At 31.2% G+C, this 18370-nt stretch carries 23 protein-coding genes; 5 read left to right on the top strand and 18 right to left on the bottom strand.

All coding sequences use genetic code 11. The features are described 5' to 3' along the window. Positions 1-56: 56 nt before the first annotated feature. Together OD917_RS20025 and OD917_RS20020 are read right to left on the bottom strand one after the other, a co-directional pair. A complete protein-coding gene (locus OD917_RS20025) occupies positions 57-587 on the bottom strand; it encodes a hypothetical protein (protein ID WP_263525174.1) in 531 nt (176 codons plus the stop codon). 440 nt (positions 588-1027) lie between these two features. Beyond that, positions 1028-1264 carry a helix-turn-helix domain-containing protein gene (locus OD917_RS20020; RefSeq protein WP_263525173.1) on the bottom strand — a complete coding sequence of 79 codons (237 nt, stop codon included), beginning with the start codon at positions 1262-1264 and terminating at the stop codon, positions 1028-1030. A 106-nt stretch (positions 1265-1370) separates the two neighbouring features. Here OD917_RS20020 and OD917_RS20015 point away from each other — a divergent pair, with 106 nt between their 5' ends. Next, positions 1371-1706, top strand: coding sequence for a hypothetical protein (locus OD917_RS20015; protein ID WP_263525172.1), 336 nt, complete (start codon positions 1371-1373; stop codon positions 1704-1706). A gap of 78 nt (positions 1707-1784) precedes the next feature. Here the strand turns inward: OD917_RS20015 and OD917_RS20010 are convergent, their stop codons facing one another. From OD917_RS20010 to OD917_RS19990, 5 genes are all read right to left on the bottom strand, one after another. Next, positions 1785-2528: a hypothetical protein gene (locus OD917_RS20010; RefSeq protein ID WP_263525171.1), complete on the bottom strand. Its 744-nt coding sequence runs from the start codon at positions 2526-2528 to the stop codon at positions 1785-1787. An 87-nt stretch (positions 2529-2615) separates the two neighbouring features. Further along, complete coding sequence (locus OD917_RS20005) at positions 2616-3227, bottom strand: hypothetical protein (RefSeq protein WP_263525170.1); 612 nt, start codon at positions 3225-3227, stop codon at positions 2616-2618. Between the two features lie 275 nt (positions 3228-3502). Then, positions 3503-3961 (bottom strand): hypothetical protein, encoded by a 459-nt coding sequence (locus tag OD917_RS20000; RefSeq protein ID WP_263525169.1) that lies wholly within the window; start codon positions 3959-3961, stop codon positions 3503-3505. A 29-nt stretch (positions 3962-3990) separates the two neighbouring features. Then, on the bottom strand, positions 3991-4119 hold the full coding sequence (locus OD917_RS19995) for a hypothetical protein (protein WP_263525168.1): 129 nt from the start codon (positions 4117-4119) through the stop codon (positions 3991-3993). Between the two features lies 1 nt (position 4120). Next, a complete protein-coding gene (locus OD917_RS19990) occupies positions 4121-4735 on the bottom strand; it encodes a hypothetical protein (RefSeq protein ID WP_263525167.1) in 615 nt (204 codons plus the stop codon). A gap of 356 nt (positions 4736-5091) precedes the next feature. On the opposite strand from OD917_RS19990, the gene prfA reads away from it, so the two are divergent. Next, positions 5092-6168 carry a peptide chain release factor 1 gene (prfA, locus tag OD917_RS19985; protein WP_111365195.1) on the top strand — a complete coding sequence of 359 codons (1077 nt, stop codon included), beginning with the start codon at positions 5092-5094 and terminating at the stop codon, positions 6166-6168. A 482-nt stretch (positions 6169-6650) separates the two neighbouring features. Here prfA and OD917_RS19980 read toward each other — a convergent pair whose 3' ends face one another. The 11 genes from OD917_RS19980 to OD917_RS19930 all read right to left on the bottom strand — a co-directional run bounded on the left by OD917_RS19980 (position 6651) and on the right by OD917_RS19930 (position 13253). After that, positions 6651-7025 carry a hypothetical protein gene (locus OD917_RS19980; RefSeq protein WP_263525166.1) on the bottom strand — a complete coding sequence of 125 codons (375 nt, stop codon included), beginning with the start codon at positions 7023-7025 and terminating at the stop codon, positions 6651-6653. Between the two features lie 38 nt (positions 7026-7063). After that, entirely contained in the window at positions 7064-7417 is a 354-nt protein-coding gene (locus OD917_RS19975; RefSeq protein WP_263525165.1) for a hypothetical protein, read from the bottom strand. A 48-nt stretch (positions 7418-7465) separates the two neighbouring features. After that, on the bottom strand, positions 7466-7750 hold the full coding sequence (locus OD917_RS19970) for a YtxH domain-containing protein (RefSeq protein ID WP_263525164.1): 285 nt from the start codon (positions 7748-7750) through the stop codon (positions 7466-7468). 59 nt (positions 7751-7809) lie between these two features. Beyond that, positions 7810-7962 (bottom strand): lmo0937 family membrane protein, encoded by a 153-nt coding sequence (locus OD917_RS19965; RefSeq protein ID WP_125719162.1) that lies wholly within the window; start codon positions 7960-7962, stop codon positions 7810-7812. A 36-nt stretch (positions 7963-7998) separates the two neighbouring features. Continuing rightward, positions 7999-8640, bottom strand: a complete 642-nt coding sequence (locus tag OD917_RS19960) for a porin family protein (RefSeq protein ID WP_111283302.1) — start codon at positions 8638-8640, stop codon at positions 7999-8001. A gap of 36 nt (positions 8641-8676) precedes the next feature. Beyond that, positions 8677-9138, bottom strand: coding sequence for a DUF4142 domain-containing protein (locus OD917_RS19955; RefSeq protein ID WP_263525163.1), 462 nt, complete (start codon positions 9136-9138; stop codon positions 8677-8679). 242 nt (positions 9139-9380) lie between these two features. Further along, positions 9381-11165: a CHASE3 domain-containing protein gene (locus OD917_RS19950; RefSeq protein WP_263525162.1), complete on the bottom strand. Its 1785-nt coding sequence runs from the start codon at positions 11163-11165 to the stop codon at positions 9381-9383. Between the two features lie 10 nt (positions 11166-11175). Next, a complete protein-coding gene (locus OD917_RS19945) occupies positions 11176-11625 on the bottom strand; it encodes a response regulator (RefSeq protein WP_125719171.1) in 450 nt (149 codons plus the stop codon). Positions 11626-11645: 20 nt separating this feature from the next. After that, positions 11646-12197: a helix-turn-helix domain-containing protein gene (locus OD917_RS19940; protein ID WP_111283293.1), complete on the bottom strand. Its 552-nt coding sequence runs from the start codon at positions 12195-12197 to the stop codon at positions 11646-11648. A 157-nt stretch (positions 12198-12354) separates the two neighbouring features. Next, a complete protein-coding gene (locus tag OD917_RS19935) occupies positions 12355-12540 on the bottom strand; it encodes a CsbD family protein (RefSeq protein ID WP_111365179.1) in 186 nt (61 codons plus the stop codon). Between the two features lie 239 nt (positions 12541-12779). Beyond that, entirely contained in the window at positions 12780-13253 is a 474-nt protein-coding gene (locus OD917_RS19930; protein WP_263525161.1) for a Dps family protein, read from the bottom strand. A 155-nt stretch (positions 13254-13408) separates the two neighbouring features. On the opposite strand from OD917_RS19930, the gene OD917_RS19925 reads away from it, so the two are divergent. The 3 genes from OD917_RS19925 to OD917_RS19915 all read left to right on the top strand — a co-directional run bounded on the left by OD917_RS19925 (position 13409) and on the right by OD917_RS19915 (position 17455). After that, complete coding sequence (locus tag OD917_RS19925; RefSeq protein ID WP_263525160.1) at positions 13409-15592, top strand: OmpA family protein; 2184 nt, start codon at positions 13409-13411, stop codon at positions 15590-15592. Positions 15593-15704: 112 nt separating this feature from the next. Beyond that, entirely contained in the window at positions 15705-16526 is an 822-nt protein-coding gene (pyrF, locus tag OD917_RS19920; RefSeq protein ID WP_263525159.1) for an orotidine-5'-phosphate decarboxylase, read from the top strand. 128 nt (positions 16527-16654) lie between these two features. Next, positions 16655-17455 carry an ABC transporter substrate-binding protein gene (locus tag OD917_RS19915; protein WP_263525158.1) on the top strand — a complete coding sequence of 267 codons (801 nt, stop codon included), beginning with the start codon at positions 16655-16657 and terminating at the stop codon, positions 17453-17455. The last annotated feature ends 915 nt before the right edge of the window (positions 17456-18370 follow it).

Below are 18370 nucleotides of genomic sequence, written 5' to 3'. Positions count from 1 at the left end.
TAAAATTTAGAAGTGCGGTTTATGATATTAAAACAAATATAATCCGCGCTATCGGTTTACATTTCTTGGGAATTTGCAATTTTTGATTTCAAAATAGAATATACTTCTTTGATCTTTATAATGTTATATAGCATAATATCATTTTCACTAAGATTTAAGCGAAATGATTCTGTAAATAGAGGTTCTCTTTCTCCAATTATTAAGTAACCATTTCCATACGCATTTTCTTCAAAGTTCAAAGAAGGAAAACAATTAAAATAAAAAGAGTGTTCGATTAAATTTTTATGATTTTTAATGATTAACCTTTGATTTGTAACAATATATTCCCATTTATAAGCAACTAAAAATCTTTTATAGAAATTAACTAATAAAGTAATAATAACTGCTGATATGATTAATATAAGAATTAAGTGAGCCATAGAAAACTGCATATTAAACCTTTTTATATCATGGAAGATTTGAGTAATAAAAAAAGAAAGCATTACTAGAATTACTAATTTTAATAAATCTTCAACTCTAAAAGGCAAGTTTTTATTTTTCTGTATCGAATAATCGATATACTCATCAGGATTTAGCTTAATTTCCATGCTCTTTTACAATACAATTTTTCGCCACAATTTAATTGATACAGTAAACAATAATCCAAGAATAAAAAACAATAAAAAGAAAATAAGAAAGAAATCCCATTCTATTTTTCTTTGAAATAAATTTATTAGGATTAAAATTCCAATATAAAATAGGGCATAAGTAAGACTGTTTAACAAACCTAGAACGAAACTATTTTTATCTTGCTTAAGAATAAAATTGCCAATAACAATTTGGTAAAAACTAGTAAAAGTAATTATTATTAAGGCATATGTTAAGTAAGTTGTATTACTCAGCTGATAAGTTTCGCAAGCTATATTTGGTTCAGTAAAGAAGATTTGATTAATGAAAAGACATCCAATAACAATTAACGTCGTAATTGATATGGGAATAATAGTTCTTATTAGAATTTTAGAGATTTTCATTAACTTCTTTTTTGTGATTACAAATCCTTAATCAATTCACTTGGATGAATTTTTAAAGCTTGTGAAATTTTAAACAAAGTGCTTACTTTCATTTCTTGCGAGCCTTTTATGTATTTTCTTAAATTTTCTACATCCATTTCAGCATCATGAGCAACTTCTCTTGGTTTTAAATTATTACTGTCAATCACATCTTTTATCTTAATTCCTAGCTCTTTTACAACTTCTGGAATTTCACTTTTTCTTTCTCTTTTCATAGAAATGAAATTACAAGTAATGGATTGTTTTGATATGATTGTTAAAAATCGATTGTTTTCAACCGAAATTTTATATATTTGTTTAAAATTGTAAAACAAATCTTATATGAAAATAGAAATAGAGAATAAAGAAAGAGCTGAAGAATTGTTGGAGTTAATAAATAGAGGAAAATATTTTACCAAACTAAAACCAGAGCCAAAAGAAATTAACTCGTATACAATACCGCTAAAAGTATCTTCTTATAACGAATTAAATCTAATGGTTTCAGATTTGCTAAAAGCAAGTATTATTTTGCTTAATCCAGATGCAAACGGTTTGTCGAGTTTTACAAAAGACAATAATGTCAATGTAATGACTTTGCTTGAAATTGCCTTGCAGTTATTGCCAGAAGATGAAATGGAGTTGTTGGATGATTTGTGTAAGGTTTCTCTAGAATACTGATTTAAAAAGAGAAAACGCAAATGTTGGAGACATTTGCGTAGCTTTTTAGTTGAACACTTCGTGGAGCGGAGGGGAAATTTAATTCTTGCTAACTACTATACCGCTGCAAGCTTCCTTACTTAGGATAAAGACCTGTTGATTATCTATAGTGCTGTAAATGTATTTATCACTAACGAAACCTAAAAACTTAAGACATTTAATATCATTAATTTGAGAATTATTTCTATTATCAATAACATCAAAAAAGCTAACTTTTTTGTTGTGGTAAATATCTAGACTTAATATTTTTCCACTAGAAAAGCATGCAATAGGAAAAAAAGTGAGAAAATGTCCTATATAAAAACGAAGGAGGTTATTTTGTATTTTAATTTTCACATATGAGTTATTTACAAATTTGAAGAGAAGAAAATATGAAAGCATTGTCGAAATAATAAACCAGTAAAATGTATTTTTATGAGCATTTTCAAATACAAAAGGTAAAACAACTATGGTAAGTGCAACCCAAAAACTTATGGATGAAAAAGCACTAATAATCCTCTGTTTCTTTTCAGACCAACTCTTTTTTATTTCAATAAAATTATCTGTATCCTCTTTTTTTTCTAAGAAAATATTTTGAATCAGATATTGACCTGTGATCATGTTTACAATATACACAGCTTGCGATAGCATTAATGGATACACAAAGTTTTTAGGAATGTCGTATACAGATATTAAACTAAATATATCAACATCAAAAGTACTCCAATAACCAATTAAATATAAAGAACCGCAAATGAATAAATAAGTTAATAAAAAGGTTGTAGTTGGTATGGTTTTAATCATTGCATAAGTTTTGAATTCAAATTTGATTTCATTTTAGAAAAATTTTCTGCAAGCAAGGAGGAGAACTTAAAAAAGCGATAAATGAGTTTAATTGTTTTTTAAAATATTCAAAGTATTTTCGAATTTAAAATTCATTAATTTAGATTTGTGCTCAAAAAAATCAAGATTCATTTTATTAAATTTATGATATAGTTTTTCTTCTTCTCTATTTATTGTATGTTTATCTGAGATACTAAATGGATAACATAACAAGGAAAGAATAAAAAATAAGCGAGAGTAGTTTATTAAAATTTCAATTTCAGGCCCATAAATTTCTCGTTCTGCTATTCCATCAAAATTCAATTCTAGTTTCTCGATTGTTTTCTTTAATTCTAAAATTTGATTAGGTATTGCATAAGACGTTTTGATAATTTTCTCTTCATTAATAGAATAAACATGTAAAATCTCGTTTATAATCAATTTATCATTTTCAAAATTAGTTTTTGTAATGCTAGTGGGACTAATATTTTTTAACTTGTTTGTGAGTTCTAATAACTCTTTTAATTTGCTTAATCCTAAATGAAATTCAGTTCTCAATGCTAGCCTATTTATTAATAGTTCTTTTTTGCTGATTCTTATAGCCCATATTGATATACCTAATGCCACACATGAAATAAGAATAGTGATATTATCTTTATTTATATAATCTAATAATTCCATATTTTTTTATTTTAATTTATTGAGATGCTGATGTTCGTCTGGAAGGAATTCTATCGAGTTGCATTTTCTATTCCATACATCCATAGGATCTTCATAATTTGTATTATCGAAATTTAAGAACTCATTTAAGTAACCCGCCCGATAGCGCGGATTTGCAATCCGTGACCACAAAGATTGGCTTTTTAATTATTTGTATTGTGCCTTACTGTTGCGGGCACGGATTGCAAATCCGCGCTATTGGGGTAATATTTTATTACTTTTCTGTTCTTTACAGATTAACAATTACATTTATTTTCCATAGCAAAAATCATTAGCATTATGACAATAATTGCAAAATGAATTATTGAGTAAATATTATTTCGATTAAGTAAGTCTCCATCACTATTTATTTTGTCAACTTCTTTATTGATTAATAAAAGTTCATTTGCAAATTTTTCACTGGCAATTGTAGCACGTTTTTGGTGCATTTTAATGAAAGCACGAGTTTTACTGAAGAATAATATTGCAGCTACATTAAATATAATAATAAGAGCAATTAAGTAATTAGTATACTGACTTAAGCGGTTATCAGTACTAAGGGAAAATACAATTATCGCAGAACTTAAAGTTAAAACAAAATTGCAAAAATTCTCACGTTTAGTTTCTAGTTTATCGATTCTATCATACTGTAATTGGTAATACATCCTGAAATTCTCGGGGTCTATTTTGAAATTTGGATCTTTTTCTTCCTCCATATTTTTAATTTATATAATTTATTAAAGAATTATTCTTTAGGTTTAGGTTTGGGTGGAGGTGGTGGTGGAGCCTGACGACTAGTTGTTGGAGTAGTTCTAGTATTTCCTTTTGATTGACCTTCATTAAGCGGCCTTGGTTTTTCAGGTTTTTGTGCCATTTTATTTTTCTTTATATGGTAATTCAATAATTAAATTTTCTTTCGCTTTAGATAGATATATTTTATCTAAAAAATATAACTCTGTTGAGGTTTCATATTCATATACCACAACATCCAATAAGACGATTTCTTTTATTTCATCAGTTTCAGAGAAAGAATTTACAAAACCATGATAAGTTAAATTATTTTCAATATCTCTGACATAAACTTCATCAACATCTTCAGCATTTAAGAAATATGAAAACAAATTTTCATCTCCATATTTATTGGTCAATTTTACATATTTCCCAAATTTATTAATCAATTTGTACTGATCAATACCAGTTGAAACAAAACCTACTACAATAGAAATTATCGAAGATTTTAAGATTACATTGTATGGAATGTCTTTTGTTGGCAAATTATCCCAAAATGATTCAAAACTTTTGTCACATGTAAAATTACTGAATATTACCCCTGCAATTAAATAGCTAATTGCTCCAAACAATATAGAATTTGTTATAAATTTGAATGAAGTCCATTGTTTATGAATAGTTAATCTTTCGTAAATAATGCAAGCTATACTTCCAGGAATTAAAAGTAAAATTAGTTTTAATGTTAGCTCTGATATTTCCATCTTTTATTATGATTCTACTAAAATGCTTATGAAAAAACAAACATCGCATTAAATTTAAATTAATCATTACGTAAAAACACCTGATTTTACGTTTTATCAAAACTAAGAACATAAAATCTAAATACATTACGGAAAACCGTAAAGATAATTATGAAAACCAAAGCCCTAGCCCTGATAGAAGCGGCATCCTTTTTCTTGCTTCTTTAGCAAGGAAAAGATATAGCGGATAGCAGGAAACAGCTCCTAAAAATCATTACAATTCCACTAAATATTCAACTTAAATTCCCGAAAAAATGAACACTAGAATTTTCGATAAAAATTTTGTAATTTTGCCGTCCAATAAAAGGAATTAGAAAATGTTAGATAGACTTCAATATGTAAAGCAGCGTTTCGATGAGATTTCGGATTTGATTATTCAGCCGGATGTTATTTCTGATCAAAAACGTTATAAGCAGCTTAACCAAGAATATAAAGGGATAAAAGCGCTTGTTGAAAAGAGAGAAGAGTACATCATAATTTTAGCAAACATCGACGAAGCAAACGAAATTATTGCTGACGGAAGCGATGCTGAAATGGTGGAAATGGCCAAAATGCAATTGGATGAAGCAAAAGAACGTCTGCCAGAATTGGAGGAGGAAATCAAATTTATGCTTATTCCAAAAGATCCTGAAGACGCGAAAAACGTAATGGTGGAGATCCGCGCCGGAACGGGTGGGGACGAAGCGAGTATTTTTGCAGGTGACTTGTTTAGAATGTACACAAAATATTGCGAATCTATGGGATGGAGATCATCTGTTGTAGATATGAACGAGGGTACTTCTGGAGGTTTCAAAGAGGTTATTTTTGAAGTTACTGGAGAAGATGTATACGGAACTTTGAAGTTTGAAGCGGGTGTTCACCGTGTACAACGTGTTCCGCAGACAGAAACTCAAGGACGTGTGCATACATCGGCTGCAACGGTTATGGTTTTGCCAGAAGCTGAAGAGTTTGATGTTCAGGTAGATATGAACGATGTTCGTGTAGATTTCTTCTGTTCGTCTGGACCTGGAGGTCAGTCGGTAAATACTACGAAATCGGCTGTACGTTTAACGCACATTCCAACAGGTTTGGTGGCGCAATGTCAAGATGAGAAATCGCAACACAAAAATAAAGATAAAGCTTTGATGGTATTACGTTCTCGTTTGTACGAAATGGAATTGGCCAAAAAGCAGGAAGAAGATGCTAAAAAACGTAGTTCTCAGGTAAGTTCTGGAGACCGTTCGGCCAAAATTCGTACGTACAATTACGCGCAAGGTCGTGTAACTGATCATCGTATTGGTTTAACGCTTTACGATTTAGGAAACATCATGAATGGTGATATTCAGAAAATTGTTTCTGAGCTTCAGTTGGTTAACAACATGGAGAAATTGAAGGAAGCTTCTGAGGTGTACTAAAGTACACAGGTTCAAAGGGACATAGTTACAAAGGTTCAGAGGTTTTTTCTCTTTGAACTCAAGATATTTAAAAGCCGAACAAATGTTCGGCTTTTTTTATGCAAAAAACATAGCCAGCAGTTTCAACCGCTGGAGTGCAATGTATTGTTGTTATGTAAAGGTGCAAAGGTGCAGAGGTTCAAAGGTTTTTCTCTGACGTTATAAAATAAAAAAGCTGAACTTTTAGTTCAGCTTTTTTATTTAAAGACAAACAGAGAAACCTTTGTTACTTTGTGCCTCTGCACCTTTGCCTCTTAAAAAAATATATATCGAAGGTCTTATCTTCATTAACCGTTTCCCCAATAACGTATAATGAAAGTTAGATACCTAGAAATACTCGTGTGTATTCAAAACATTTATATAGATTCGAGTAAACGTATACACCATTTTTTATTACTATTTCGCTAAACTTTTCCATAATAATTAAATTTAAGTTTGACAAATTACTCTCTAGATGATTCGTATTGTGATGATTCTTCATCTTCGGAAGATTCATGATGAGGTTTCGAAACCAAGTTCGTTACAATAAGCTGAACGATTGAACCTAAAACACCTTTAAACATTGAGTCGCCTTTTCCGACGATGAATCTTTTGGCCAGATACCCAATTCCGATACTGATTGCCGATTGTGCCAAATGGCTTTTAAAACCAACTGTTTCGTTGATTTCTTCAACTGTATTTCGAATTAGGTTAATAGGCTTTAGATTTTCCTTAATGTCATCGATATGGTCTTTTATAGCACACCATTCGGCATCTTGACGAATTTCTACTTCCTTAATTTTTTGATTTAATTGATCAATAGTGTAAATAGCCTCCATAACTAGTCTTTTATATGTATTAATAATTAAATCAGTTTTTATTTCTCTTTTAGAATACTTGAAATGATAGTATTACCGATAGGTGTTTTTATCAGTTTATGATGTGATTTTACCACAACGATTACGACAATTAAATAGAAAAGTGCCATGATAAAAAAGCCATAGTAATACTCTCCAAGTTCTTTTCCAACCCATAAGCTGATCCCGATATTTAGAAACAAAGTAAAAAATGCAACAACAATACCAATTGCAATCTTTGATGCTAATGATGAAACACCATCAGCCACTGAACATACAGTTTTCAGTTTTAATAATTCTAAACTTGTTTTTGCGTAGTTTTCAGCTTTTTCGTAAAGATTTAAATCTTCGTTTGTTGTTGCATTTGGTTCCATGATATACGGTTTTATGGTTTGAAAATTTCACTAATTAATAAAGGACTATTAATAGTTTGATTTTACTGTTTTAACATCATCTTTTAGCGTGTTGTAATCTTCTTTAACTTGGTTAAGTTTAGATTTTCCTTCTTCGATAATTTCTTTACCGTTTGAAGTAATCGTGTTTACAATGCCATCAAATTTTGTTTTTAGATTATCTGAGTAATCTTTCGATTTATCTTTGATTTTTTTTCTTGTGTTAGAACCTTTGTCTGGTGCAAATAAAACACCTATGAATGCTCCCGCCGCTGCGGCTCCTAAAATTCCTAAAATTGTGCTACTAGTTTTCATAATAAATGATTTTATGGATTAATATTTAATAATTTGTTGATTTAATAATAGTGTGATTTTTAAATTTCTCGACCTTTAATAAGTCGAAGCAGTACTGCGATAATGGCAATTACTAACAGAATATGGATAATGCTTCCAAAACTGTAAACAAAGAACCCTAAAGCCCAGAGAATTACCAGAATAACTGCAACTGTATATAATAAGTTTGACATGGCTTTTATTTTAGTGGTTAATAATCAATTTCTTGTTTAGTTTAACTTATAAGAAAGATATAATGACAGGTTGCTGTTTTTTGCGTCTGGAAACGTAAAAGTTGTTCCTGCAACAGTTCTTTCTTTCCCCACAGTAGTTAAACCATAATTGTAACGTAATCCGATGCTGATTGGGTTAAAATCGACTCCAACACCAGCAGAAAGTCCTGCGTCAAATCTAGCTAGATCGTCTGCGTCAATTTCTTCGTCAAAATCAAAAGTTCCGTCCCCGCTAACTTTAGAACTTACTAAGTAAGAAGCATAACCACCGGCATGAATGTTAAAGTTTTTTGTCACATTTACTCTCACTAAAAGCGGTACTTCGATATAATTCAATCTGAATTTTGTATTTCCCGATGCAAAAGCATTGTTATATTCTAACTCTGAACCTTTTGTGGTAAATAAAATCTCTGGCTGAATGGCTACAAAATCTGAAATAGGAAGAGTAGCGTAAACCCCAGCATTAAACCCGTATAAAACATTTTCATCGTCGGCTTCACTTTGATATAAATTCGACATATTGAATCCCCCTTTTACCCCAAACTCGGTATTCACATTATTGTCCTGAGCGTGCAGCATTCCAAACGAAGCTGATAAAAAAAGTGTTAAGGCGCATAAAAAATTGGCTTGTAATTTCATAGTAAAAAATTTAGTTAATAGATAGATAATAGGCGTTTATTCATTTTGTTTTTTTACTCTTTCGGTTTCCCTTAAAAGCTTGTATTCTTCAGGTAAATATCTAAGAACGAGTTCCAAAGTTTGTTTGTCGTTTGTTTCTCTGGAAATTTTCTCAAGTAACTCAATCTGGTCACAAATTGCATCTGTCATTGCTTCAAGATAGACATTGTTAAATTCATTTTTGTTTGCGTCAAGTATATTATATAAATCTCTTTTGTGCGTGGCGTTGATTTCAGTAATGACAATGAGCTTAGACGTGGCCATTTTGGTTAATTCTTCCAGTAATTGGCTTTGCTGAATTTCTATTCTTTTTGCCAATTCCTGAACGATAACATCTGAACTTCTTTGTTGTGCAATTTGACTTTTAGAAATAATAGATTTGCTAACATTCGCCGTTGAAATAAAAAAGAAAACTTCTGTTTCTTCTCGGTCACTTTGTGCAAAAGCTTGTGTCTTCAAAGTGTTTTCAATCGGATTAATTTTTCTGCACGACGTCATGCATAATACTAATACGAATAAGAAAAGGACTTTAAAAAATGTAGCTTTAACGGGGGGAATTGCTTTCATTATTACTTCCTAAAGTATTACATTACAAAGATGCTAATGAATGAAAGAATTTACTTTACAGCATAAAAAATAAACGTTATATAATTCCCATAATGGATTTATATAACGTTTTTTATGTGGTTTTTAAATGAAGTTTAATCTGGAAGAAAGACCGTAAACACTGAGCCTTTGCCCAAAGTGCTGTCTGCGGTAATATGCCCTTTATGATTCTCAACAATCTTTTTACAAATCGCTAATCCAATTCCAGTTCCAGGATAATCTGTTTTAGAATGAAGACGTTGAAAGAGAATAAATATAGTTTCTTTAAACTGAGGATCAAATCCCATTCCGTTATCGGTAAATGTAATTTTATGAAACTTCTTTATAGACTGTTCTAATATTTTTGGATAATCGGCAGAACTTACTTTCTCGCTTGTAATTAAAATCTCTGGTTCAAGATCGGGCTGACTGTATTTTAATGAATTTCCAATTAAATTGATAAACAGCTGTTCAATTTGATATGGAATTACAGAAAGCTTCGGAAGTTTATTTGTCTTAATAACAGCTTTCTTCTCTTCAATTATTTCAGCTAATTCTGATTCGGCATTATCCAGAAGTTCGTTCAGATTAACTTTAATGAATTCTTTCTTTGTGGTATTGGTTCTTGAAAATAAAAGAAGATCATCAATCAATACACGCATTCTTTTTGCCGAACTTTCGATTTTACTAATATAATTTTTAGCACTTTCAGACATAACAGCTTTGTCAGCATCTGAGACTCTCGAAATAAAAGTCTGGATTTTTCGAAGCGGTTCCTGCAAATCGTGACTTGCCACATGGTTGAAAGAAGCCAATTCTTTATTGCTTTTTTCCAGTTCTTTATTTCGTTCCTGAAGTTCAATATTAAGAAGATGCTCGTCTGTAATGTCAAAATTAATTCCGAGCAAAATTTTACTTCCTTGTTGGTCAGTTAATAATTTACCGATGGTTTTAAAATAACGAACCTCAAAATCTGGACGTACAATTTTATAATAAACAAACGGAAGATTTTTCTTTTCTACAATTCCGTCTATTGCTTTAGCAACAGATTCTTTGTCGTCTGGGTGAACATATTTTAAAAGTGTTGCTTTATTTGGCGCAAAAGATTTTGGCTCAAGACCCAATAAACGAAATTGATTGTCAGAGAAATCTATTTTGTCAGAATCCAAATCCCATTGCCAAGTGCTGAATTTACCAATGTTTTCAGATTCAGAAATTAAACCGCTTGAGATTAAAAGTCTTTTATTGAATACCTTCAATCGTTCAAAATCACGGCTGATTTGGCGATAAGCCAATAAAATAAAACTCAATGCAACTAAGAATAGAGAAATTGAAAAAAGCGGACTTAACGAGATTTCGTCATCGTAAATTTTAAGTCTTTTTTTGAGATATTCTTTTTCAATATCGTTCATTTCGTCTACCTTAAAACGGATGTTTTCCATTAGGATTCTTCCGCCAAACATATGGTTGTCTAGTTTTCTTTTGTCGTATGTTTTTGGATCGCTGTATTTTAAACAGTTTTCAAAAGAAACAAAACGTTGTGTAATGAGTTTGAAAAGTTTCTGAAGGTTTTTCTGCTGCGGTTCATTGTCGGCAGTTAATTTTTTTAAGGTAATAAAGGATGTGTTTACCTTGTCTCGAGAATAAATATAAGGCGTTAAAAAACGGGCGTTGCGAGTGATGATGTATCCTCGCTGGCCCGTTTCTGCATCTTTTATAGCCGACATTAATCGTTCGAGCTGGATGTTGATTTCGTATGTATGCATAACCAGTTTACTCGATTCATTCAAGTCCTGATTATGTTTGTAAGCAATTGAAGAAAGAAATAACAGAATGAAAACTGCGATTACAAAAATAACTCTCAATGAGTTTGAAGAATTAAAATTTGGTATCCATTTCATTGGTATGCTCTTATTTTAGTCGCAGCAAGAAATTATCACGGTTTAACCCAGAGGTATGATAGTGCCAGTTTACGGTCACGACTTCATTAATTATTTTTTTAAGCGTATTGAAATCGCTCGGTTTTTTAATGTAAATATTTGCACCCTGGATAAATGTATCTTCAATGTCTTCTTCAGAAGAAGAAGTAGAATAGATGGCAATGATTATATCTTTTAAATGATCCGTTTTTTTGATTTCAATCAAACATTCTTTACCTGTTTTCTTAGGCATGTTCAAATCTAGAAACAAAATATCTGGAAGTTTATTGTCTGGGTTCATTAAATGATCCATCAACTGCATTCCATCGTGAACGAAATTTACATTTGTTTGTATTTTGATCTCTTCAAAAGCGTCTTTAAAGAAAAGACGGTCATCTTCGTCATCATCGGCAAGTAAAATGTGTAATGCGTTTTTCTGCATTTGAATGTGGTATTTGGGTTTTATTTTAAATTTTCTCTTCGTTTCTTAATAATCCTCTGAAAAGCAGAAGGAGTAATTCCAGTCGTGTTTTTAAACTGCGTACTCAAATGCGCAACACTTGAGTAATTTAGTAAAAAAGCAATTTCGGTCAAACTCATTTCATTGATAATAATCAATTGTTTTGCTCTTTCAATTTTCTGTAAAATAATAAAGTTTTCAATAGAAGAATAAGTTACTTCTGAGAAAACATTTGATAAATAGCCATAACTGTGATTTAGCTTTTCTGCCAAAAACACAGAACTTTTGTAATTATTGTTGTCGTCCATAAATACAAGTTCGATAATCGCGTCTTTTATTTTTTGAACTAATACACTTTTTTGATTCTCAACTACTTCAAAACCGCATGGAGCCAATTTAGTTTTTAAATTTTCCAATGCTTCGGCATCAAGATTGTCTTCAATCTCAATTTCTCCAAATCCTAGGGTCGTAAAATTTACGTTGTTTTCTTCTAAGTTTTGTTTTAAATAAAGAGAGCAAATAGTGTTAATGTCGAACTTTATAAATAGTTTCATTTTATAGAAATTTGGTTAAAGATACTTATTTTATTTGGTGTTTTTGCTTTTAAATGATATAGAATTACACAGAAATGTGATTTTAAAATAAATTTTTCAAAAAAATACCGTCTAATATTTTTACTAGACGGTATTTCCCTGATTGAGTTGCAAGGATTTACAATTCTGACAGGATTTGATGAAATTCCTCTTTTGTTTTTCCTAGTTTTTGCTGAAGTTTTCCATACATTTCGTCTTCTTTTCCTTCAGCAAACATCAAATCGTCATCTGTTAATTCAGCATATTTTTGCTTCAATTTTCCTTTCAACTCGTTCCAGTTTCCTTTTATTTCAGTAGTATTCATAATAGTTTTTCTTTGTATTTGTTATATTGTAAAATTGCAAATTATCAGTCACGTTTTTGTTACATTAATTTTAAAGACTGTTGCATAATTTTCATTTCAATTAAAGAATAAGAATAAAGAATAAAGAATAAAGAATAAAGAATAAAGAATAAAGATTAAAGAATAAAGATTAAAGATTAAAGATTAAAGATTAAAGAATAACAATTAACAATTAACAATTAACAATTAACAATTAACAATTAAACCTGATATCTTCTTAGGATCCAAGCCATTTTTTCGTGTTCTTGCAGTAAGCCAGTCACAAAATCAGCAGATCCAATGTCGTTGGTTTCGTTTTCAAAAACAGGAATATAGCCTCTAAATTCTGTTACCAATTGCTCGTGGTTTTCTAAAAGTTCTGATAACATGTTTTTTTGAGAAGCATATTCTTTTGGAGATTCTTTCAATGTCGAATTATCGATAAACTCTTTCATTGTTCCAATTGTTTTTTCTCCCAATTGATTGATGCGTTCTGCAACTTCATCAATTTGCGCTTCTAAAACACGATATTGTTCTTCAAACAATTTATGCAGTTCCATGAAACTATTTCCAGAAATATTCCAGTGAAATTTTCTGGTTTTTACATATAATGTCATTTCGTTCGATAAAATCGTAGCTAAAATTGAAGCGCTTTTTTTTAAATTTTTTGGTGTAATTCCAATATGAGGGCTCATAATTATCTGTTTATTAGGTTGTTCTCAAAGATACCTTTGCAAGCTCTTTTTTTTCTTACATAATTCATAAAAGAAGTTACATGAATTCAATGTTTTCTTAACCTATTTAGTATTTATTTGTTGTAGTTTTGCGCGCAACTAAAACTAAATTTTTAATGAGAAAACATTTACCAATTTTATTTTTTTTAATTATTTCTTTTACCGCCAACGCACAATCTTATTTAGGTTATTTTCATGATAACTATGCGGGAGTTCAAAGTGTTTTATTCAATCCAGCTTCTATTGCAGATTCACGTTTTAAAACAGATATTAATTTGTTTTCGATTAGTGGTGCTGTAGAGAATGACTTGTATGGAGTTAAATTATTTGATGTTTACAAAGACGGATACGATTTTGAAAGCCAATCAAAGGTATCTCCAAAAAATGCTAACAACGGATTGGCAAATTTTGATATCATGGGGCCGTCTTTTATGTTTAATATTGCGCCAAAACATTCTTTGGCCGTTTTTACAAGAGCGAGATCTGTTTCTAATATCAAAAAAATTAACGGTTATCTTATAGATCAGGTAAAAGATGGACTAGATCAGTCTGAAAATTTTAATTACAATTTAGGAAATCCAAACGGAGCATCTCATTCTTGGGGCGAACTTGGAATTTCGTATGCTGCTGTTTTATTTCAAAAAGACCAGCACTTTTTAAAAGGAGGTTTAACTGCCAAATATCTTCAAGGTGGTGTAAATGCTTATGTACATGGAAATAATGTAAACGTTTCTTACGTTGAAAACACAGTAAATCCAAAACAAGGAGCTTTGATCTCAAATGGTGAAGTTACCCTTGGAGGAAGTCAAGATTGGGAAAAAAATGACGATTACGAATTTGATGCAAATTCACGCGGATTTGGTTTTGATTTTGGATTGGTGTACGAATGGAGACCAGATTATGATCAATATGATATTAAAAGAGCAAAACCAGCTGATAACAATTTTAGAGATTTAAATAAATATAAATTACGTTTCGGTTTATCTGTAACCGATATCGGGTCTATCAATTATAAAAACTCAAAAGTTGATACATATAATGTAAACGGAGTTGTTACGCAGCAAATGATTGATGATGCAGAAGATTTATATGATTTCTTAAATGAACATTATACTAAAATTTCAACTTCAAAAGGAGTAAAAACAAATTTGCCAACAGCTATTCGCGCAGATGCAGATTGGAATATGTACAACAAATTCTATTTGAATCTGAACGGAGATATTAATCTGGTTTCGGATAGTAAACTGAATGGTTATGGAATTGCTGACCGAGTGACATTGACACCACGTTACGAAAGCAGATGGTTTAGTTTTTATTTGCCAATGACGTATATGGAATATAGCGGTATGCAGGCTGGAGCAGGTTTACGTGCGGGAGTTTTCTTCATTGGTTCTGGCTCAGTTTTGAGTAATTTAGTTTCAAGTAATTCTAAAGGAGCTGATTTCCACCTTGGAATGAAAATTCCAGTTTATGAAAAACAATTTAAAGATACAGACGGAGACGGTGTAATCGATAAAGAAGATGCTTGTAGAAAAGTTGCTGGTCCAGCTGAAAATGGCGGTTGCCCTTGGCCAGACACAGATAAAGACGGCGTTTTTGATAAAGATGATGCTTGTATAGATGTTGCGGGACCAAAAGAAAATAAAGGTTGTCCTTGGAAAGATAGTGATGGAGATACTTTATTAGATAATGTAGATGCGTGTCCAGCAGTTGCAGGTCCTGTTGAAAATAAAGGTTGTCCGTGGCCAGATACTGATGGAGACGGAGTTTTGGATAAAGATGATGCATGTCCGAAAGAAGCGGGTTCAGCAGAAAATAAAGGCTGTCCAGATTTAGATGCAGATAAAGACGGAGTTTTAGACAAAGATGATGCATGCCCAACAGTTGCTGGTCCAACAGACAATAAAGGCTGTCCAAAAGTGACTAAAGAAACTTTAGCGCAGTTAAAAGTAGAAGCAAGATCTATTTTCTTTACAACTGGAAAAGCGACTTTAAGCGATGCTAAAAAAGGAGAAACTTCTGGAAGATTAGATGCAATCAAAGAAATTTTAAAGAACTATCCAAACGCTAAATTTGCCGTTAACGGACATACAGATAATGTTGGAAATGCAAAAGCAAATCAAAAATTATCTGAAGCTAGAGCAAAAGTAGTAATGGATCTTTTGATTGAAAAAGGTGTAAATCCTGCAAATTTAACTTCTAATGGTTACGGTTCATCAAAACCTGTGAAATCAAATAAAACAGCTGCAGGAAGAGCAGAAAACAGAAGAACTGAAATTGTTTATTTAGGCAATTTGTAAGCACTGCTGAATATAAAAGTAAAAAGCCATTCTTAATTGAGTGGCTTTTTTTATTTTTGCATACTTTTTAAAAAGAATTAATTCTTTGAAATAGAAGAACTAAAAAAACAATATGACAACACAACAACTACACGATCAAATTCTTCAAAAAAAATCATTTTTATGCGTTGGTTTGGATCCAGATCTAGCTAAAATGCCACAGCATCTATTAGAAACCGAAGATCCAATTTTCGAATTCAATAAAGCAATAATCGACGCTACTCATGATTTGACTATAGGATACAAACCAAACACTGCCTTTTTTGAAGCTTATGGAATAAAAGGATGGATGTCTTTGCAGAAAACAATCAATTACATTAACGAAAATTATCCTGAAATTTTCACAATTGCTGATGCAAAACGTGGCGATATTGGAAACACTTCTAGCATGTATGCAAAAGCTTTTTTTGAAGATTTAAATTTTGATAGTGTAACTGTTGCTCCATATATGGGAAAAGATTCTGTAGAGCCTTTCCTTGCATTCGAAAATAAGCATACGATCATGTTGGCTTTGACTTCAAATGAAGGTGCTTTCGATTTTCAGACTTTAAATACCAATGGAAAAGAATTGTACAAACAAGTACTAGAAACTTCTAAAACTTGGAAAAATAGTGAAAATTTAATGTACGTTGTTGGCGCTACAAAGGCAGAATATTTTACTGAAATCAGAAAAATTGTTCCAGATAGTTTCTTGTTGGTTCCTGGAATTGGCGCTCAAGGTGGAAGTTTATCTGAAGTGTGCAAATATGGAATGAACGATAAAATTGGTCTTTTGGTCAATTCAGCGAGAGCTATTATTTACGCTTCAAAAGGAACTGATTTCGCTGAAAAGGCGAGAGAAGAGGCTTTGAAAGTACAGAAAGAAATGGAAGCAATAATTGACAGCAGATTTTAATTACAATACAAAACAGATTTAACCGCAAAGTTCGCTAAGGTTTTTCGCAAGGCTCGCAAAGAAAATAACTTTGTGCTCTTAGCGTAAGTCTTTGCGAACTTTGCGGTTAGGAAATACAATCTAAATAAATGAAACAATTAACAGATCAGCTGGGCACTGTTCATTCTTTTGAAACCGCTCCAAAACGTATCATTTCGCTAGTTCCATCGCAAACTGAATTATTATATGATTTAGGTTTGGAAGAAAAAATCATTGGAATAACGAAATTCTGTGTACATCCGTTTCATTTTAAATCGACTAAAAAGATTGTTGGCGGAACAAAGAAAATTCACTTTGAAAAAATAAAACTTCTTGAACCAGATATTATTATTTGCAATAAAGAAGAAAATACGCAAGAAATTGTCGAACAATTAAGCACAATTTGCCCAGTTTGGGTTACAAATATTGTTTCTATTGAAGACAATTTTCAAATGATTTCAGATTTCGGACAATTATTTAATTGTAGGACTGAAGCGCAAAAGTGGAACAACAAATTGGCTTTCGCCTTGAGCGATTTCAAAAATTATATAAAAGATATAAATGAAAAGAAAGCCGCTTATTTCATTTGGAAAAATCCTTACATGGTTGCAGGAAATGATACTTATATAAATGAATTGCTAAAACTGAATCATTTTAAAAATATCTACGAAAACAAAGGCCGCTATCCTGAAATTGAATTAAAGAAAATGCGTTTAGAAGGCGATCCAGATCTTGTTTTTCTTTCTTCGGAACCATATCCGTTTAAAGAAGAAGATGCTTTCGAAATTGGAAGATTTACACATCATGCCAAAACTATTTTTGTTGATGGAGAAATGTTCTCTTGGCACGGAAGCAGATTACTCAAAGCTTTCGATTATTTCAAACTGCTTCATGAAAGGTTGAAGAATTAAAAAAGAAAATTCCAATATTTTAAAATTCTAAATAAATATTAACCGCAAAGAGCGCTAAGATTTACGCAAAGTTCGCAAAGTTTTTTACCTAAAGCTTTGCGAACTTTGCGTTTGTATAAAACACTCACAAAAAACTTAGCGCTCTTTGCGTTAAAAATTATGCTCAAAGCAAAGCCACCTTAAACCAACTTTGCACAAAAAAGAATGCCGGCATCTAGAAGACGTCGGCATTATTTAACTAACCAAAACCAAAATAATAAATAACCAGTTTATTACATTACAAATGTCCGACATATATCAAACTTATGCTGTTAAGGTCTTGTTATTACTTTGTTGGATATAAGTTAATGTTCAAAAAGATTGTGTTTTTTTAACCGTAAAGCTTTATACAAGCTTTGCGAACTTTACGTTTTATACAAAAACTCTTGGATAAAAACTTTGCGGCCTTTGCGTTTAAATTAATCGTAAAGAAAGGCAACTTGAAACCTGAAACGTGAAACAAAATAAACCAAACTTTCAAAAAAAAAGAATGCCGGCATCTCGAAGACGCCGGCATCATTTAACTAACCAAAACCAAAATAATAAATAACCAGTTTATTACATTACAAAGGTCAGACATATATCGATGTTATGCTGTTAAGGTTTTGTTATTACTTTGTTGACCATAAGTTAAGATTTTTTAAATCGCTGTTTTGAGCTTTTAATAACGCTAAATAATTTTTTGTTATTAAAATTTAATATCAATCAATTTTGATTATGAATATGATAATGATTGTTTTATGAGTTTGCCAAAGTCTTAAAAAACAATATCATGGAATTAGTCAAAAAATTAACAATTGCTATTTTTCTAGCTTCTAAGTTGTTGATTTATAAGTGTTTTTTTGTTCCGTATAAAAAGCAAACCCGACAGGTTTT

The sequence above is a fragment of the Flavobacterium sp. SH_e genome, assembly GCF_025717045.1.
GTDB lineage: Bacteria > Bacteroidota > Bacteroidia > Flavobacteriales > Flavobacteriaceae > Flavobacterium.
The sequence above is the reverse complement of the archived record's forward strand: the minus strand, read 5'-3'. Positions and strand labels throughout refer to the sequence as shown.

What these genes read in the sequence shown, in the direction of transcription:
- OD917_RS19915 (WP_263525158.1), top strand. Translation starts at nt 16,655, where the DNA reads ATGAAACAATTAACAGATCAGCTGGGCACTGTTCATTCTTTTGAAACC.
- OD917_RS19965 (WP_125719162.1), bottom strand. Translation starts at nt 7,962, where the DNA reads ATGTCAAACTTATTATATACAGTTGCAGTTATTCTGGTAATTCTCTGG.
- OD917_RS19990 (WP_263525167.1), bottom strand. Translation starts at nt 4,735, where the DNA reads ATGGAAATATCAGAGCTAACATTAAAACTAATTTTACTTTTAATTCCT.
- OD917_RS20010 (WP_263525171.1), bottom strand. Translation starts at nt 2,528, where the DNA reads ATGATTAAAACCATACCAACTACAACCTTTTTATTAACTTATTTATTC.
- OD917_RS19980 (WP_263525166.1), bottom strand. Translation starts at nt 7,025, where the DNA reads ATGGAGGCTATTTACACTATTGATCAATTAAATCAAAAAATTAAGGAA.
- OD917_RS19930 (WP_263525161.1), bottom strand. Translation starts at nt 13,253, where the DNA reads ATGAGCCCTCATATTGGAATTACACCAAAAAATTTAAAAAAAAGCGCT.
- OD917_RS20005 (WP_263525170.1), bottom strand. Translation starts at nt 3,227, where the DNA reads ATGGAATTATTAGATTATATAAATAAAGATAATATCACTATTCTTATT.
- pyrF (WP_263525159.1), top strand. Translation starts at nt 15,705, where the DNA reads ATGACAACACAACAACTACACGATCAAATTCTTCAAAAAAAATCATTT.
- OD917_RS19940 (WP_111283293.1), bottom strand. Translation starts at nt 12,197, where the DNA reads ATGAAACTATTTATAAAGTTCGACATTAACACTATTTGCTCTCTTTAT.
- OD917_RS20025 (WP_263525174.1), bottom strand. Translation starts at nt 587, where the DNA reads ATGGAAATTAAGCTAAATCCTGATGAGTATATCGATTATTCGATACAG.
- OD917_RS20000 (WP_263525169.1), bottom strand. Translation starts at nt 3,961, where the DNA reads ATGGAGGAAGAAAAAGATCCAAATTTCAAAATAGACCCCGAGAATTTC.
- OD917_RS20015 (WP_263525172.1), top strand. Translation starts at nt 1,371, where the DNA reads ATGAAAATAGAAATAGAGAATAAAGAAAGAGCTGAAGAATTGTTGGAG.
- OD917_RS19925 (WP_263525160.1), top strand. Translation starts at nt 13,409, where the DNA reads ATGAGAAAACATTTACCAATTTTATTTTTTTTAATTATTTCTTTTACC.
- prfA (WP_111365195.1), top strand. Translation starts at nt 5,092, where the DNA reads ATGTTAGATAGACTTCAATATGTAAAGCAGCGTTTCGATGAGATTTCG.
- OD917_RS19960 (WP_111283302.1), bottom strand. Translation starts at nt 8,640, where the DNA reads ATGAAATTACAAGCCAATTTTTTATGCGCCTTAACACTTTTTTTATCA.
- OD917_RS20020 (WP_263525173.1), bottom strand. Translation starts at nt 1,264, where the DNA reads ATGAAAAGAGAAAGAAAAAGTGAAATTCCAGAAGTTGTAAAAGAGCTA.
- OD917_RS19970 (WP_263525164.1), bottom strand. Translation starts at nt 7,750, where the DNA reads ATGAAAACTAGTAGCACAATTTTAGGAATTTTAGGAGCCGCAGCGGCG.
- OD917_RS19945 (WP_125719171.1), bottom strand. Translation starts at nt 11,625, where the DNA reads ATGCAGAAAAACGCATTACACATTTTACTTGCCGATGATGACGAAGAT.
- OD917_RS19935 (WP_111365179.1), bottom strand. Translation starts at nt 12,540, where the DNA reads ATGAATACTACTGAAATAAAAGGAAACTGGAACGAGTTGAAAGGAAAA.
- OD917_RS19995 (WP_263525168.1), bottom strand. Translation starts at nt 4,119, where the DNA reads ATGGCACAAAAACCTGAAAAACCAAGGCCGCTTAATGAAGGTCAATCA.
- OD917_RS19950 (WP_263525162.1), bottom strand. Translation starts at nt 11,165, where the DNA reads ATGAAATGGATACCAAATTTTAATTCTTCAAACTCATTGAGAGTTATT.
- OD917_RS19975 (WP_263525165.1), bottom strand. Translation starts at nt 7,417, where the DNA reads ATGGAACCAAATGCAACAACAAACGAAGATTTAAATCTTTACGAAAAA.